The organism is Pseudomonas sp. NPDC089392 (assembly GCF_044749595.1).
Lineage (GTDB): Bacteria > Pseudomonadota > Gammaproteobacteria > Pseudomonadales > Pseudomonadaceae > Aquipseudomonas.
In genome coordinates this window covers 13,183-29,785 of the sequence record NZ_JBIVIF010000063.1, presented here as the reverse complement: position 1 = coordinate 29,785, position 16,603 = coordinate 13,183, and the positions used below count along the sequence as shown (strand labels likewise).

14 protein-coding genes are annotated in these 16,603 nt (G+C 62.3%); 7 read left to right on the top strand and 7 right to left on the bottom strand.

Annotation, left to right across the window (positions count from 1 at the left end; translation table 11 throughout):
• Positions 1–210 precede the first annotated feature (210 nt).
• The 5 genes from ACIP1G_RS30040 (at position 211) to fabB (ending at position 7,131) form a co-directional block, all read left to right on the top strand.
• Positions 211–2,358, top strand: a complete 2,148-nt coding sequence (locus ACIP1G_RS30040; RefSeq protein WP_400743852.1) for a TonB-dependent receptor plug domain-containing protein — start codon at positions 211–213, stop codon at positions 2,356–2,358.
• Positions 2,358–3,248, top strand: a complete 891-nt coding sequence (locus ACIP1G_RS30035) for an ABC transporter substrate-binding protein (protein WP_400743849.1) — start codon at positions 2,358–2,360, stop codon at positions 3,246–3,248. Before ACIP1G_RS30040 ends, ACIP1G_RS30035 begins: the two co-directional genes overlap by 1 nt.
• On the top strand, positions 3,245–5,176 hold the full coding sequence (locus tag ACIP1G_RS30030; protein ID WP_400743846.1) for an ATP-binding protein: 1,932 nt from the start codon (positions 3,245–3,247) through the stop codon (positions 5,174–5,176). The genes ACIP1G_RS30035 and ACIP1G_RS30030 overlap by 4 nt, the downstream gene beginning before the upstream one ends.
• Before the next feature lie 207 nt (positions 5,177–5,383).
• On the top strand, positions 5,384–5,899 hold the full coding sequence (gene fabA, locus ACIP1G_RS30025; RefSeq protein ID WP_008089108.1) for a 3-hydroxyacyl-[acyl-carrier-protein] dehydratase FabA: 516 nt from the start codon (positions 5,384–5,386) through the stop codon (positions 5,897–5,899).
• 11 nt (positions 5,900–5,910) lie between these two features.
• Entirely contained in the window at positions 5,911–7,131 is a 1,221-nt protein-coding gene (gene fabB / locus ACIP1G_RS30020) for a beta-ketoacyl-ACP synthase I (protein WP_201207074.1), read from the top strand.
• Between the two features lie 150 nt (positions 7,132–7,281).
• On the opposite strand, the gene ACIP1G_RS30015 is transcribed toward fabB, so the two are convergent.
• Positions 7,282–8,289, bottom strand: a complete 1,008-nt coding sequence (locus ACIP1G_RS30015; protein WP_400743843.1) for an amidohydrolase family protein — start codon at positions 8,287–8,289, stop codon at positions 7,282–7,284.
• 116 nt (positions 8,290–8,405) lie between these two features.
• On the opposite strand from ACIP1G_RS30015, the gene ACIP1G_RS30010 reads away from it, so the two are divergent.
• Entirely contained in the window at positions 8,406–9,269 is an 864-nt protein-coding gene (locus ACIP1G_RS30010; protein WP_400743840.1) for a pirin family protein, read from the top strand.
• Positions 9,270–9,395: 126 nt separating this feature from the next.
• Here the strand turns inward: ACIP1G_RS30010 and ACIP1G_RS30005 are convergent, their stop codons facing one another.
• From ACIP1G_RS30005 to ACIP1G_RS29990, 4 genes are all read right to left on the bottom strand, one after another.
• Entirely contained in the window at positions 9,396–10,121 is a 726-nt protein-coding gene (locus ACIP1G_RS30005) for a dienelactone hydrolase family protein (protein WP_400743838.1), read from the bottom strand.
• 74 nt (positions 10,122–10,195) lie between these two features.
• A complete protein-coding gene (gene htpG / locus ACIP1G_RS30000; protein ID WP_400743835.1) occupies positions 10,196–12,100 on the bottom strand; it encodes a molecular chaperone HtpG in 1,905 nt (634 codons plus the stop codon).
• Between the two features lie 69 nt (positions 12,101–12,169).
• Complete coding sequence (locus ACIP1G_RS29995) at positions 12,170–12,652, bottom strand: PaaI family thioesterase (protein WP_400743833.1); 483 nt, start codon at positions 12,650–12,652, stop codon at positions 12,170–12,172.
• Positions 12,649–13,125: a PaaI family thioesterase gene (locus ACIP1G_RS29990; protein WP_400743831.1), complete on the bottom strand. Its 477-nt coding sequence runs from the start codon at positions 13,123–13,125 to the stop codon at positions 12,649–12,651. Before ACIP1G_RS29990 ends, ACIP1G_RS29995 begins: the two co-directional genes overlap by 4 nt.
• A gap of 154 nt (positions 13,126–13,279) precedes the next feature.
• Between ACIP1G_RS29990 and ACIP1G_RS29985 the strand changes: the two genes are divergently transcribed.
• Positions 13,280–13,564, top strand: a complete 285-nt coding sequence (locus ACIP1G_RS29985) for a hypothetical protein (protein WP_023381347.1) — start codon at positions 13,280–13,282, stop codon at positions 13,562–13,564.
• Between the two features lie 67 nt (positions 13,565–13,631).
• Here ACIP1G_RS29985 and ACIP1G_RS29980 read toward each other — a convergent pair whose 3' ends face one another.
• Positions 13,632–14,381 carry a DUF599 domain-containing protein gene (locus tag ACIP1G_RS29980; RefSeq protein ID WP_400743829.1) on the bottom strand — a complete coding sequence of 250 codons (750 nt, stop codon included), beginning with the start codon at positions 14,379–14,381 and terminating at the stop codon, positions 13,632–13,634.
• Between the two features lie 473 nt (positions 14,382–14,854).
• The gene (brnQ, locus tag ACIP1G_RS29975; RefSeq protein ID WP_172230035.1) at positions 14,855–16,168 is read right to left on the bottom strand and encodes a branched-chain amino acid transport system II carrier protein; all 1,314 of its coding nucleotides are present in this window, start codon (positions 16,166–16,168) and stop codon (positions 14,855–14,857) included.
• Positions 16,169–16,603: the final 435 nt, after the last annotated feature.

The window sequence follows — 16,603 nt, the reverse complement described above, 5'->3', positions numbered from 1 at the left end:
GCGGTCGCGCGCGCCTGGCACAGGAGGGACTGGCCCGAAACAAACGTAGGAGCGGCTTTAGCCGCGAAGCGCCGCGCGGGCGGCGCTCGATTTCATAGGCGCTGAAAATGTTTCGGCGAACACCTGCGGCGCTCGATTTCCGCCACCCTGCACATTTCAAGACGTACACCCGCCCATCCCCCACTGGCAAAACCCCCAAGGTCAGTTACCATGCCTGTTTCAATCCTGATACAAGGCTGCTCCGTGTTCCCTGGCACGCCCCCGTACCCGCGCCTGCTCATTCTGACCGCCCTGCTCGGTGGCCCAGCCGTGGCCGACGATTTGTTCATCGACAACAGCGACCTGCCACAGGTGCTGACCGCCACGCGCCTGAAACAATCCCCGGCGGCGGTCCCGGGCAGCATGACCGTGCTCGACAGCGAATTGATCCGCGCCAGCGGTGCCCGTGACATTCCCGAACTGCTGCGCCTGGTGCCGGGTATGATGATCGGCTACAACGCCGGCAACCAGCCGACCGTCAACTATCACGGCAGCAACGTCAACGACGCACGGCGCATGCAGGTGCTGATCGATGGCCGCTCGGTATACCGCGCCGGCCTGGCCACGGTGGACTGGAGCGACATCCCTGTGGCCATGGAGGACATCGAGCGCATCGAGGTGTTCCGCGGCCCCAATACGGTCAGCTACGGCGCCAACGCGCTGATGGCAGTGGTCAACATCCTCACCCGCAACCCGGCCGACAGCCATGGCACGCGGATGAAGCTGACCCGCGGCCAGGATGGCATCAACGATTACTACCTCAGCCATGGCTTCGGCTGGGACGGCGGCGACATGCGCCTGTCAGTGTCCGGCCAGCAGGACGACGGCTTCGACGAGAACCAGTTCGGCCAAGACTACCGCGACAGCCGCCGCCTGAACCGCTTCAACCTCAGTGCCAGCCACAACCTGGCACCCGACCAGACCCTGGAATGGCAACTGGCAGCGAAGGAAGGCAGCAATCAAAGGCCCTATACCTATCAGCCGGTGTTCCCCTATGTCACCCAGCAAGGCGACAACGCTGACGTCAATGCCAAGGACTACGCGGGCTCGGTGCGCTGGAACATCGATTTCAACCCCGAGCACAGCCTGTACGTCCAAGGTTCGGCACAGCACTTCGACCGCCAGCAAGTCTGGCGCGCCTGCGATGCGGCGCTGTCGTTCAGCCCCGAACTGACCCGCCTGTGGCAGATGAACCCCAACTTCGCCGAGCTTGTGGCGCGCGGTGCCAACAACCCACCTTCCAGCAGCAACCCTGAAGAGCAGGCCCTGGTTGATGCCATCAAGGACCAGTGGAACAACCAGGGCGGCAGCAACGTGGTATGCGGCGATGTCGACCAGAGTACCCGCGAAACCCGCTACGACCTGGAAATCCAGGACACCCTGAGCCTGACCGACAGCCTGCGCCTGCTCAGCGGCATGAACTACCGCTATGATCGTGCCGACTCGCAAACCTATTTCAACGGCAGCCTCGACGACCAGACCTGGCGCCTGTTCGGCCAGCTGGAGTGGCGCGCCGACGAGCACTGGATCCTGCAGGGCGGTGCCATGTTCGAAGACTCGCGCCTGTCTGGCAGCTCGCTGACCCCACGAGTCGCGGTCAACTACCTGATCACTCCGCGCCACGGGCTGCGCGCCGTGTATTCCGAGGCGGTGCGCTCGCCCGACATGTTCGAGAACAACATCAACTGGAGCTACACGGTCAAGAACCTCAGCCCCAACGCGTTCGGCCAGCAGCACGGCGAGTACTTCGTCAAGACCCGTGGCCCCGGCGACCTCGACCAGGAACGCATGCGCTCACGCGAGCTGGGCTACAACGGCTATTTCAGCGACATCGACCTGAGCATGGATGTGAAGCTGTTCTACGACGAGATCACCGGAATGATCAGCGAGCCCTTGAAGAACAACCAGTACATCGCCAGCAACGCCAACAAGGCCCGCTTCACCGGCAGCGAGGCGCAGCTGGACTGGCGCCCTACCCTGCGCGACCGCCTGCGCCTGACCTACGCCTATGTCGACGCCTGGGCCAGCAACCCTGACGACCGCCGCCTCAGCGCCCGCAACAGCGGCTCGGCCGGGTGGATGCGCGAATGGGGCAACGGTTGGTCGAGCGCGCTGTTCTATTACGGCGACGATGCACTCAACCAGTACCGCTTCGAGCGCCTGGACCTGCGCCTGGCCAAGCGCTTTCGGGTGTACGGCAGCAGCCTGGAGCTGGCCACGCTGTGGCAACAGCGCCTGGACGATGAGCCGACCACGGCAATACAGAACCGCTATGACAGCCGTCACCGCCTGAGCGTCAGCGCGGAGCTGGAGTTCTGATGGCCCTGCTGCTGCGCCTGCTGTTGCTGTGCCTGTGGCCGTTGGGGCCATTGTCCGCCAGCGAAGTCCTGCTGGTGGGCGCCGAAGACCAGCCCGGCATCCGCAGTTTTGTCGCCGCGCTGGAAAGCCGTCGGCCGCACGACCATGTACATTTTCAGAGCACTGCCGACCTGCCACGCCCAGGCAAGCTCAAAGCCGACCAGCGCCTGATTCTGCTGGATAACGCCGCGCTGGAGTGGCGCCTGGGGGAAACCGCCGGGCCGCCGGCCCTGGCCATGCGGGTCAGCCGGGTACAGGCTGAACAGCGCCTGGGAAAGTCGCGCCCCGCGTTTCTCACCCTGCTGTGGAGCGACCCGCCGCTCGGCCGGCAACTGCGCCTGGCGCGCTACCTGCTGCCACAGGCCCAACGCATCGGTGTGCTGTACGGTGAGCACAGCGGCTTCTTGCTTGAAGAACTGCGCCATGCCGCCCGCCCGCTGGGCCTGGAGATTATTGCCCAGGACTGGCCCGACCCGCGCGACAGCCGGCCCCTGCAGCACCTGCTGGGCAACATTGATGTACTACTGGGCCTGGACGACCCCGCCCTGTACAACTCCAAGACCGCGAAAAACCTGCTGTTGAGCAGCTATAGCCGGCAAATGGCGCTGATCGGCCCGAACGCCGGCTTCGTTCGCGCCGGCGCCCTCGCCAGCACCTACAGCGGCCAGGACGACTGGCTGGCGGTGCTCGACCAACTGCTCGACCAGCCACCCGCGCGCTGGCCACGCAGCCTGTACCCGGCACGCTACGGCGTCAGTGGCAACCAGCAGGTGGCGCGCGCCCTGGGCCTTGAACCGATCGATCCGAACGCCGCCGCCAAGGCCCTGGCCGAAGGAGAACCCAACCCATGAGCAAGCGCCTGAGCTGGGACATTCACACCCGCACCCAAATCATCAGCCTCGGCCCTGCCCTGCTGCTGACCTTGCTGCTGATCAGCTTCTTTACCTTCGTCCGCATCCAGGACCTGCGCCAGGAGCTGAACCACACCGGGCAACTGATCGCCAACCAGCTGGCACCGGCTTCGGAGTACGGGGTGATTTCGGGCAACAACGAAGTGCTGGAAGGCCTGATGCGCGCCACCCTCAGCATTCCGCACGTGCGCTTCCTTGAGGTGCAGGACAGCCGCAACCACATCCTGGTGTACGTCGAGCAGTCCGACGAAAGCGCCAACCGCGCGCAACAAGTCGAAGTGTTCCAGGCGCCCATCCGCCTGCAGCAAATCCGCCTGGACAGCGACTTCCTGCAACAGGGCAAGGCCGTCACCCCGGCCATCGGCGACGACTACCTGGGCCGGGTGATCGTCGGCATGTCCGATGACGCCTTCAGCCAACGCCAGCAGGAAATCGTGATCAAGGCTGGCATCCTTGCCCTGTTTGCCCTGCTGTTCACCTTTTTGCTTGCGCGGCGCCTGGCCCTGAGCCTGGCCAAGCCGATCAGCGACATGGGTCATGCCGTCAAGGCGATTCAACAAGGCGAGTACAACACCCCATTGCCAGTGGTCGATGACAGCGAGCTGGGGCACCTGGCGCGCCACATCAACAACCTGGCCCACGCCCTGGAGCAGGCCAGCGATGAACAGAAGCAGGCCATTGCCGAGCTGATCCAGGCGCGCGAAGAGGCCGAACAGGCCAACCGCGCCAAGTCGGACTTCCTGGCGATGATGAGCCACGAGCTGCGCACGCCGATGAATGGCGTGCTGGGCATGCTGCAGTTGTTGGAAACCACGCCGCTGAGCAATGAACAGGCCGATTACACCGCCGTGGCCAGCGAGTCCACCGGGCACCTGCTGAAGGTCATCAACGACATCCTCGACTTCTCGCGCATCGAGCGCGCCGCGCTGCAGCTGGAGCACATCGACTTCAATCTGGGCGAGCTGATCACCAGCAGCGTGCAGTCGTTCCAGCACAGCGCCCAGCAGCGCGGCCTTGGCCTGCACCTGCAATTGCCTTCCGGCATCGAGCAGTTGCAGGTAAACGGCGACCCCACGCGCATCCGCCAGATTTTGCTGAACCTGGTCGGCAACGCGCTGAAGTTCACCGAACGCGGCCAGGTGCAGGTGGAGGCGCGCTGGCAGGTGCTCGACCGCCAGCTGATCTGGCTGACCTGCAGCGTGCGTGACACCGGTATCGGCATCGACAGCGACCGCCTGGAAATGATGTTCGTCGCCTTCCAGCAGGCCGACAGCTCGATTTCCCGCCGTTATGGCGGCACAGGGCTGGGCCTGTCGATTGCCCGCACCCTGGCCGAGCGCATGGGTGGCAAACTGCGCGGCGAAAGCCGTGAAGGCCTGGGTTCGACCTTTACCCTGGAAATGCCATTGGCCTTGGCCAGCCCGCCCTCCGGCCCGCTGACGCTACCAACGGATACGCAATCGACGGTGCCCGACAACCAGCAAGTGCTGCTGGTAGAGGACAATCCGGTCAACCAGAGTGTCATCGAGGCCATGCTGCGCAGCCTGGGGTGGGCAGTGTGCACGGCTGAGGATGGCCTGGAGGCGGTCGACCAGGTCAGCCGCCAGCGCTTTGCCGCCGTACTGATGGACTGCCGCTTGCCGCATATGGACGGTTATGAAGCCACCCGGCGCATCCGCCAGCTGCCCAATGGCGCCGGGTTACCGATCATCGCCCTGACTGCCAATGCCCTGGACGGTGACCGCGAGCGCTGCATGGCCGCCGGCATGGACGACTACCTGAGCAAACCCTTGCGTCGCAACGAACTGCAGCGCGTACTGCAACGCTGGTTACCCGGCCTGACAACCGCGACTGGCGATAAATGCTAAAGTGCGGCAGTCTTAAACACTGGACAGGACGTTCTTCGGACCTGAAAATAGACGTTTCAGTGCACACCTGTACTTCTTTCGCCGGGTGCACTGTGACTTTCACCACAACGCAATAGTCTACCTGTAGGCTACCGCCCTGAAGCCGTTGGCTCTCGGGCCGGTCGGGAAGATTCATCCCCTGCCACAGGGGGTTATTGAGGAGCTCGCATGACCAAACAACACGCCTTTACTCGGGAAGACCTGCTGCGCTGCAGTCGCGGTGAGCTGTTCGGCCCAGGTAATGCGCAACTGCCCGCGCCGAACATGCTGATGGTCGATCGCATCACCCATATCAGCGAAGAAGGCGGCAAGTACGGCAAAGGTGAGTTGGTCGCCGAGCTGGATATCACCCCGGACCTTTGGTTCTTCGCCTGCCACTTCGAAGGCGACCCGGTCATGCCGGGCTGCCTGGGCCTCGACGCCATGTGGCAGCTGGTTGGTTTCTTCCTCGGCTGGCAGGGCCTGCCGGGCCGCGGCCGCGCCCTGGGTTCGGGCGAGGTGAAGTTCTTTGGCCAGGTATTGCCTACTGCCAAGAAAGTCACTTACAACATTCACATCAAGCGCGTCCTGAAGGGCAAGCTGAACATGGCCATCGCCGATGGCTCGGTCAGCGTCGACGGCCGCGAGATCTACACTGCCGAAGGCCTGCGGGTCGGCGTGTTCACCTCCACTGACAATTTCTAAGGGTTATTCGCATGCGCCGCGTCGTTATCACTGGTCTGGGCATCGTATCGTGCCTGGGCAATGACAAAGCTACCGTCACCGAAAACCTGCGCAACAGCCGTCCGGGTATCCGTTACAACCCGGAATACAAGGAAATGGGGCTGCGTAGCCAGGTTTCCGGGTCCATCGACCTCAACCTTGAAGAACTGATCGACCGCAAGGTCTACCGCTTCGTCGGCCACGCGGCTGCCTACGCCTACCTGGCGATGCAGGACGCGATCAAGGATTCCGGCCTGACCGAAGAGCAGGTGTCCAACCCGCGTACCGGCCTGGTGGCTGGCTCCGGCGGCGCCTCGACCCTGAACCAGATGGAAGCGCTGGACACCCTGCGCGAGAAAGGCGTCAAGCGCGTCGGCCCATACCGCGTCACCCGCACCATGGGCAGCACCGTTTCGGCGTGCCTGGCCACCCCGTTCAAGATCAAGGGTATCAACTACTCGATCTCGTCGGCTTGCGCCACTTCGGCACACTGCATCGGCACCGCCCTGGAGCAGATCCAGTGGGGCAAGCAGGACATCGTCTTCGCCGGTGGCGGTGAAGAAGAGCACTGGAGCCAGTCGTTCCTGTTCGATGCCATGGGCGCCCTGTCGACCAAGCGCAACGAAACCCCGGAACTGGCCTCGCGCGCCTACGACGCCGACCGTGATGGCTTCGTCATCGCTGGCGGTGGCGGCATGGTGGTGGTCGAGGAGCTGGAACACGCCCTGGCCCGTGGTGCCAAGATCTACGCCGAAATCGTCGGCTACGGCGCTACTTCCGACGGCTACGACATGGTTGCCCCGAGCGGCGAAGGTGCCATCCGCTGCATGCAGCAGGCGCTGTCCACCGTCGACACCCCGATCGACTACCTGAACACCCACGGTACCTCGACCCCGGTCGGTGACGTTGCCGAGATGAAAGGTGTTCGCGCAGTGTTCGGCGACAAGGCACCGAAAATCAGCTCGACCAAGAGCCTGTCGGGCCACTCGCTGGGCGCCGCAGGCGTGCACGAGGCGATCTACTGCCTGCTGATGATGGAAAACAACTTCATCGCCGGCTCCGCCAACATCGACGAGCTGGACCCGGAGGTCGCCGACCTGCCGATCCTGACCAAAACCGAAGAGAACGCCAAGCTCACCACCGTGATGAGCAACAGCTTCGGCTTCGGCGGCACCAACGCCACCCTGGTGCTCAAGCGCTGGGAAGGCAAGTAAGACGCTGCTGCTGTAAGTAAAAACGCCCCGACTGGTTCGGGGCGTTTTCATTTGTGTTGCCTGTGCCGGCCTCTTCGCGGGTGAACCCGCTCCTACACAGGTATACGTCCGTTGTAGGAGCGGGTTTACCCGCGAAGAGGCCAGCACAGGTCACTGCTGTACCTTGGGCAACACCGCCAGAAAATTCTCCCGAGCCACTTTGTTGGCCACCTGCTCCGGCAACGCATCCAGAAACGGCCTGAACCCGTGCATCTGCTCCCCCAGGCTGCCAAACCGCCCCACCACATCCGACCCCAGCATGAACCGCTCCGGGTATTTCTCGACCAACGCTACCCACTCCTTGCGCGGAAAACCCTGGCCATCCAGCAGATAAGGCTCCAGCACACTCCACGACAAGTCGACATACAGGTTTGGGTAATCCTCCAGCAGCCGCGTCAGCACTGGCAGCAAAAAGTCCATCTGCGTCTGGTGCCGGTGTATCTCCATGCTGCTGCCGGCATGCGCCCAGATGAACCGCGTGTGCGGGTGGTTACGCAGCGGCTCTTCGATTTCTGCCAGGTACAGCGGGTTACGCTCACGCTTGGAGGTAATGTTGGAATGCAGCAGCACCGGCAGGTCACGCTCGGCCGCCAGGTGGTAGATACGGGTCATGGCTTCGTTGTTGGCCCGCGGCGTATCGCCGCTGGTCAAGGCTGTGAGGTCGTCGTGGCGGGTGAACACCTCGCCAATGCCCTGCCATAGCCCTGGGTACATATCGAGCATGCGCTCGATATGGCTGACAGCATTCTTGTCCACCGGATTAAAGCCGGTCAGGAATGGATGAAAGCGTTTACGCTGCTCAATCGGCAATTGTTGCAGGGCCGCAGCCACGTAGGTGTCGGTGGCGCTGTACCAGTAGGCATCAGCGTCGTCACCGGCGTAATAACGCGGGCGCTTGGGTTCGTCTTCATGCCATTTCTTGGCCACCGGTATGCCGGAAATCATCGACTGCTCGATGCCAGCAGCGTCCATGGCCTTGAGCAGCGCCGGCATGCCTTCGCTTTCCTGGAAGAAGTCCACGTAGTGCAGGTGCGCATCACTGTAGCGGTAGTCGCGCGCTTGTGCCGCCTGGCACAGCCAAGCCGACAACAGCACGCAAGCCAGCACTCTGGCGATCATGGACAGCTTCCTTCTCAGGCTATGAACAGGGTAGACCGGCTGTTAATCGAGACGGTTCAGCCGCAGCCGGCAAACCGCTATGCTTGGGGCATTTCCACCTCAACTGGAGCCCTCCCATGAGCAGCCCCCTGGTCATCCGCCCCCGCGCCGAATCGGTCGAGGGCCAGCCGATCCTGCGCCCGCTGCCTTCGGCCCAGTGCCGCAGCGTCGGGCCGTTCGTGTTTTTCGACCATATGCTCGAAACCGACTATGCCCCAGGGCATGGCATGGATATCCGCCAGCACCCGCATATCGGCCTGTCGACCCTGACCTACCTGTTTGAAGGGGCGATACTGCACAAGGACAGCCTGGGCTCGGACCAGCGGGTACTGCCGGGTGACGTTAGCTGGATGACCGCTGGCAGCGGCGTGGCCCATGTGGAGCGAACGCCTGCGGATGCCCTGGCCCATGGTTCACGCCTGCACGGTTTGCAAGTGTGGCTGGCCTCGCCGCGCGAGCATGAACAAGGGGCGGCGAGCTATAGCCACCACCCGGCTGCCAGCCTGCCGGTCAGCGAAAACCTGGGGGTACGCATCTGCATGATTGCCGGCAGCGGGTTCTGCCTGGAGTCACCGGTACCGGTGCTGTCCCCTACCCTCTATGCGCATGTGCAGATGCAGCCGGCGACGACGCTACTGGTGCCCACAGAGCATGCGCAGCGGGCGCTGTATCTGCTTGATGGTGAACTGATGATGAATGATGAAGACGTGGAGCCGTGCAGCCTGGTGGTGCTGCCGGAGGGCGAAGAGGTGACACTGTACGCGGAGGGTGAATGCCAGTTGGTGCTGATTGGCGGCGCGCCGCTGGATGGGCCGCGGCGGATGAACTGGAATTTCGTGGCCAGTGAGCCAGAGCTGATCGAGCGGGCCAGGGCCAGGTGGGCTGCGGGGGATTGGCCGGGGGTGCCGGGGGAAAGCTCCAGGATCGAGTTGCCTCGGTAATGGGGCCGCTTTGCGGCCCTTCGCGGGTGAACCCGCTCCTACAAGGGCGCGTGGCTCATGGCTTGCGCGCCCCATGTAGGAGCGGGTTCACCCGCGAAGGGCTGCAAAGCAGCCCCCCCTGCAACCTCAACGCTGAAACACTTCGCTCAGCAGGTTATGCATCGAACGGAACGCCCGCTCCGAAGTGCGCCGGTCATACTGCATCTTGCCCGGCACATTGGCATTCGGGTCGGTAAACGAGTGCACTGCCCCGCCATAGCTGAGCAACTGCCAGTCAACCTTGGCCGCATTCATCTCGTCCTCGAACGCCGGCAGCTGCTCTTTCGGCACCAACGGGTCGGCGGCGCCGTGCAATACCAGCACCGAGCCCTTGATACGCTTGGCATCCTCGGGATTCGGCGTGTCCAAAGTGCCATGGAACGACACCGCCGCACGCAAGTCAGCGCCGGTACGCGCCAGTTCCAGCGCACAGCAGCCACCGAAGCAGAAGCCAAACGTAGCCACCTTGCCCGGCTCCAGCAGTGCCTTCGACTGCCCCAGCAACTGCGCCAGGGCTTCCTGCATGCGCTTGCGCAGTTCGCCACGGTCGTTCTTCAGCGGCATCATCGCCGCGCCGGCCTCATCGGCATTGGACGGACGCACCGATTGCCCGTACAGGTCGGCAATCAGCACCACATAGCCCTTCTCGGCCACTTCCTTGGCGATGCGCTCGGCCCCTTCGCCAATGCCCATCCAGTTCGGTGCCATCACCAAGCCTGGGCGACCCAGCGCACCAGGCTCATAGACCAGGCGGCTTTCGTAGGTCTTGCCGGACAGGTGATAGACCAGTGATTCGACGATAACTTTGCTCATCAAGCACTCCTTTGGCACTTTTCACAGGCAGACATGAAAAAAGCCCGCCGAAGCGGGCTTTCCTTTGCATCAACTCAAGCAGATAGCTCGACCAACAGCTTGTTCAGGCGACGAACGTAAGCCGCCGGGTCCTTGAGGCTGTCACCGGCCGCCAGGGCCGCCTGATCGAACAGGATGTGCGACAGCTCGGCGAAACGGTCTTCGCTCTGCTCGTTGTCCAGCTTCTCGATCAGCGGGTGGCTCGGGTTGAACTCGAAGATCGGCTTGGATTCCGGCACCTTCTGCCCGCTGGCCTCCAGAATCTGGCGCATCTGCAGGCCCAGGTCCTGTTCACCGATGGCCAGGATGGCCGGCGAATCAGTCAGGCGGTGCGACACGCGCACTTCGGCGACGCTATCACCCAGCGCGCCCTTCAGGCGCTCGACCAGGCCTTCCTTGTCTTTAGCGACTTCTTCCTGGGCTTTCTTGTCTTCTTCCGAATCCAGCTTGCCCAGGTCCAGGTCGCCACGGGCGACGTCGACGAAGGCCTTGCCGTCGAACTCGTTGAGATAGCTCATCAGCCACTCGTCGATGCGGTCGGTCAGCAGCAGCACTTCGATGCCTTTCTTGCGGAAGACCTCAAGGTGCGGGCTGTTCTTGACCTGCGCGTACGACTCGCCGGTGAGGTAGTAGATCTTGTCCTGGCCTTCCTTGGCACGGGCCAGGTAGTCGGCCAAGGCGACGCTCTGCTCGCCGCTTTCGTCCTGGGTGGAGGCGAAGCGCAGCAGGCCGGCGATCTTCTCCTTGTTGGCGAAGTCTTCGGCCGGGCCTTCCTTCAGCACCTGGCCGAAGTTTTTCCAGAAGCCCTTGTACTGCTCGGGTTCGTTCTTCGCCAGCTTCTCCAGCATGTCCAGCACGCGCTTGGTCAGCGCGGTCTTCATCGAGTCGATGATCGGGTCTTTCTGCAGGATCTCGCGGGACACGTTCAGCGACAGGTCGTTGGAGTCGACCACGCCTTTGATGAAGCGCAGGTACAGCGGCAGGAACGACTCGGCCTGGTCCATGATGAACACACGCTGCACGTACAGCTTCAGGCCGCGTGGCGCTTCGCGCTGGTAGAGGTCGAACGGCGCGCGGGCCGGTACGTACAGCAGCGAGTTGTATTCGAGCTTGCCTTCGACCTTGTTGTGGCTCCAGGCCAGCGGGTTTTCGAAGTCATGGCCGATGTGCTTGTAGAACTCCTGGTACTCCTCGTCCTTCACCTCGGTGCGCGAACGGGTCCACAGGGCGCTGGCGCGGTTGACGGTTTCCCACTCTTCGGCCGGCTGTTCTTCGCCTTCAGTGGCAGCCTGCTCTTTCGGCAGCTCGATCGGCAGGGCGATGTGGTCGGAGTACTTCTTGACCACATTGCGCAGGCGCCAGCCATCGGCGAATTCCTGCTCGCCCTTCTTCAGGTGCAGGACGATGCGGGTACCGCGCTGTGGCTTGTCGATGGTGGCGACTTCGAACTCGCCCTCGCCTTTCGACGACCAGTGCACGCCTTCGGCGGCCGGCTGGCCGGCGCGGCGGCTGTACACGTCAACCTTGTCGGCAACGATGAACGCGGAGTAGAAGCCCACGCCGAACTGACCGATCAGGTGCGAGTCCTTCTTCTGGTCACCGGTGAGGTTCTTCATGAAGTCGGCGGTGCCCGACTTGGCGATGGTGCCCAAGTGCGCGATGACGTCTTCGCGGCTCATGCCGATGCCGTTGTCCTCAAGGGTAACGGTGCCGGCGTCCTTGTCGAAGCTCAGGCGAATCTTCAGGTCGGCGTCGCCTTCGAGCAGCTCTGGCTTGGCCAGGGCTTCGAAACGCAGCTTGTCGGCGGCGTCGGAGGCGTTGGAAATCAGTTCCCGCAGGAAGATTTCCTTATTCGAGTACAGCGAATGAATCATGAGGTGCAGCAGTTGCTTTACCTCGGTCTGGAAGCCCAACGTTTCCTTTTGTGTTTCCACAGTCATGGTCTTCGAAACTCCGATCAGATGGCAGTGGCGCCTGGCGGCCGGTTCGGCCTGCGTAATTGGCGGATGTCATTCAGATGGGGGCTGCCCGGATGATTTCAAGGGCTTTTCCGGCTCGATCTTGAAATGCGCGCGGGCCGTGGCGATCGGTGACTGCTTGTCGCCCTGCCAGGCAGTGATAGCCACGTTGGTCACCCGCCGGCCCTGACGCCACAGCTGGCACTGGGCATAGGTATCGCGAAAATGCCCGGCGCGCAGATAGTCGATGGAGAAATCGATGATCTTGGGAATGCTGGCGCTCTCGCTGTAGATCAGCAGGTACAGCGCGGCTGACAGCTCCATGAAGCCCGCGATCACCCCGCCATGGATGGCGGGCAGCAGCGGATTGCCGATGTTGTCCTGGCTGGCCGGCAGGCGAAACAGCAGGTCATCACCCTGGCGCTCGCACTCGATGCCGATCAACCCGGCGTAGGGGATCAATGCCAGCAATGGCCTGTAGTCACCCTGGGCGTGTGCAGCGTTCAACTGCTGGCGAACCGCGCGCGGAATCATGCCCCGCCCTCCTTAAGGCTGTTGCCGAAGCGGATGCCGCCCTTGATGTCCTGGCCCAAGCGCATGAAGGTGCCCACCACTTGGCAGATTGGTTGGGCGGGGTCGCCCTGGTAGGCAGTGCCACGGGTAAAGATCACATCGCGGGTAACCCGGTAGCACTGGGCGTGGCCGTAGATATCCTTGCCGGCCTCGGCCGGGTACATGTAGTCGATACGCAGGTCCAGCGTCGGGCACACCTCAAAGCGCGGCAGCACGCACAACGTTGCCATGCCGCAGGTGGTGTCCATCAGCGTGGTCAGCGCGCCGCCATGCACGGCGCCGGTTTGCGGATTACCAACAATGGCCGGTGACCAGGGCAGGATCAGGGTCATGCCATCGCCGTCGGCCTGCGCCACACGCATCTGCAACAACTGGCAATGTTTCAGCGCCGAGAGAAAACGCTCGGCCTTGGCCATCAAGGTTGAATCGCTCATTCGCTGTTTCCACCCGCGCTGCCGAAACGGCATAAAATTAGAAAAAAGTCTATATAGAACGGGGGGTTATATATCTGTAATCTTCGTGGAACTTATTCCGCGTAGTTGCACTCTATGGAACAAGTCACTTATTCCACCAAGGAGATACACCCCCATGCGTAAACCTTTTGCTTTTGCTCTGATGCTGGCCGCTGCCATGGGCCTGGCTGCTTGCGATAAAGCGAGCGAAGACAAAGCCCAGGACGCACAGCAACACGCCGAGCAAGCCCAGGAAAAGATGGGTGAAGCTCAGGATAAAATGAACGAAGCCGCCAAGGAAAACGCCGAAGCCGCCAAAGATCAGGCTGAAGCCGAGCAGAAGGCTGCCGAAGAAGCCGCACCGGCTACTCCGGCTCCGGAAGCCGCGCCAGCTACCCCGGCAGAACCTGCCAAGCAGTAATTGGCTAAAACAAAAAAACCCGACAGTGTCGGGTTTTTTTGTATCTGCAACTTGAGGATTAAACGTTTCAGTTACCTGGCACGCTACTTTCCTTGGCCGGTTCGTTCGGCACACTTTCCGTGGGCGTGAACACCATGACGTCCAGTACATCCGAATGGAACTCGCGGCGGTACAGAATCAGCACGACACCGACACTCATGGCCATGAACAACCACGGGCTGATGAACCAACTCAACATGGCCATGCCGAAGTAATACGAACGCAGGCCCAGGTTGAACTGGTTAGCCGCCAACGACAGCACCCGCGCCGCCCGCAAGGCAAACGCCTTGCGCTCCAGTTCATTGACCAGCCGCTCGCCGATCATCGGCGCTGACCCTACCAGCACGGCGGCAAAGTTGTACTGACGCATGCACCAGCTGAAGGTGAAGAAGGCATAGACGAACACCGTGGCCAGGCACAGCAGCTTGATTTCCGACATGCCCTGGGAGGTCTGCTGCACCAGTGGCAGATCAGCCAGCAGCGACAACGCCCGGTCGGAGGCACCGAGCACGGTAAGGATACCGGCGAGGATGATCAGGGTGCTGGAGGCGAAGAACGACGCGTTGCGCTCAAGGTTACCGATAACGCTGGCATCGGCGATGCGGTTGTCGCGCAGCAGCATGCGGCGCATCCAGTCTTCGCGATACAGGTGCAGCACACTGGCCAGGCACGCGGTGTCGCGGCCCTTCCAGATGGCGTAACGGGTGTAGCCACCCCAGCACAGGGCGAACCAGGCGATGGCCAGCAGGTTGTTGAGGTTGCTTTGGATGAAGTTCATGCAGGGTTCCCGAAAGGGCCAGGTGCCTAGGCTCTGTGTGAGAAGTCTTGAGACGAAGGTCAGGCAAGGCGAAAACAGCCGAGGAACGGCCGGGGTCGCGCCCGACTTTACGGGTTGTAAATGAGCATTCCGAGGCTGTTTTCAACGCAGCATCACCGAGTATCAAGGCTTTTCACACAGAGCCTAGAGGATAGGGACCGGGTTTCGACGCTGGCAAGCGGCAAAAGGCACACATCTACCCTAATTTTTGCACTGGTCATGTCGGCATCTTCGCGGGTAAACCCGCCCATAGGGGACCGCCATAGGCCCTGAATTTGGTGATCTCCTGTGGGAGCGGGCGTGCCCGCGAAGAGGCCGGAACAGGCAAATAAAAAGCCCCGCATCCTCTCGGATACGGGGCTTTCCAGTTTCCACCCTTGGCGCACACCCTTCGGCTTGTGGCCGGTGCCGCCCTCAGGCTTCAACTTACCGGGTCAGGCCAGCGCTTCGCGCGGCTTGCCGAGCATGCGGTCGCAGGCCACGGCGCCAACCAGGGTCACCACCGACGGCACCAGCCAGGCCATGCCGGCATCACTGAGCGGCAGATGCGCCAGGAAATCTGGCAGCACGTGGGCAATGCTGCTGCCCTTGATCGCATCGACCATGCCGAACACCAGCGACACCAGCATCACCGGCGCCAGGATGCGGGTCGGCGAGTTCCACAGGTCCTTCACGAAGCTCAAGCCAACCACCACGATGCATGGCGGGTAGATAGCCGTGAGCACCGGGATCGAGAACATGATCAGCTTGGTCAGGCCCAGGTTGGAGATCAGCAGCGAGAAGCCCGCCAGGATCACCACCAGCGCACGGTACGACAGCGGCAGGATCTGGCTGAAGTATTCGGCGCAGGCACAGGTCAGGCCAACCGCGGTCACCAGGCAGGCCAGCGCGATCAGTACGGCCAGGAAGCCGCTGCCCAGCGAGCCAAAGGTATGCTGCACGTAGGCATGCAGTACCGCCGCGCCGTTGGTAGCGTCAGCCGCGATGTCGTGGCTGGTGGCGCCCAGGCGGAACAGGCTGATGTACACCAGGGCCAGGCCGACACCGGCGATCAGGCCGGCGATGATGGCGTAGCGGGTGATCAGCTTCGGCGACTCGACACCGCGCGAGCGGATGGCGTTGACGATGACGATACCGAACACCAGGGCACCCAGGGTATCCATGGTCAGGTAGCCATCGGAGAAGCCCTTGGAGAACGCAGCGGCGGCATAGGCCGGCTGTGCTTCACCAATGGTACCGGCGGGCAGCGCGAAAGCAGCGATACCCAGTACGGCCAGGGCGATGATCTTCAACGGCGCCAGGAAGCGGCCCACGGTATCGAGCAACTTGCCCGGGTACATGGACACGGCCAGCACCACGATGAAATACACCAGGCTGTAGATGAACAGCGCCAACGGGCTTTCACCAGTCAGCGGTGCTACACCCACTTCGAACGACACGGTCGCGGTACGCGGGGTGGCGAACAGCGGGCCGACCGACAGGTAGCACACGGCCGCCAGCAGGCCGCCGAAGAACTTGCCGATCGGGCTGCTCAGGGCGTCCATGCCGCCACCGACCTTGGCCAGGGCGACCACGGTGATGACCGGCAGACCAACGGCGGTCACCAGGAAGCCCAGGGCCGCCATCCATACGTGCGGGCCAGACTGCAGACCGACGATAGGCGGGAAGATGATGTTGCCGGCGCCTACGAAAAGCGCAAACGTCATAAAGCCAAGCGCCAGGATATCCTGGCCTTTGAGAACTTTCATTTAAGGTAGTACCACACTGCTGAAATCGGGATTCGAGAAGGGATTTCCCTATGGGTGAGGGAAATGCTGCCCGGCTTGATAGGCCAGACCCGTTTAGCGTGTCGTTCCCTTTTGGGGTACGGGCACAGAGTGAACGCGTAATGTAACTGTTTTGTCAGTTAAACGCACTGGCACAGTGCTGCTTGTCCGATGTGCGTACATGTTTGTCGTCTGTGCGACCGAGGACAGTGGGAATTATCCTCGGATTGAAACATTCGTCTGTGTGAAAATTCCTATCAAACCTATCGAAAAATCCATAGCGCCTGTTCGGGCCTCTTCGCGGGCAAACCCGCTCCTACATGGAGATCACCGCAGGCCCGGAATGTAGCGGTCTTCTGTGGGAGCGGGCATGCCCGCGAAGAGGCCGGCACAGGAATACTCAAACCCCAAAAACGA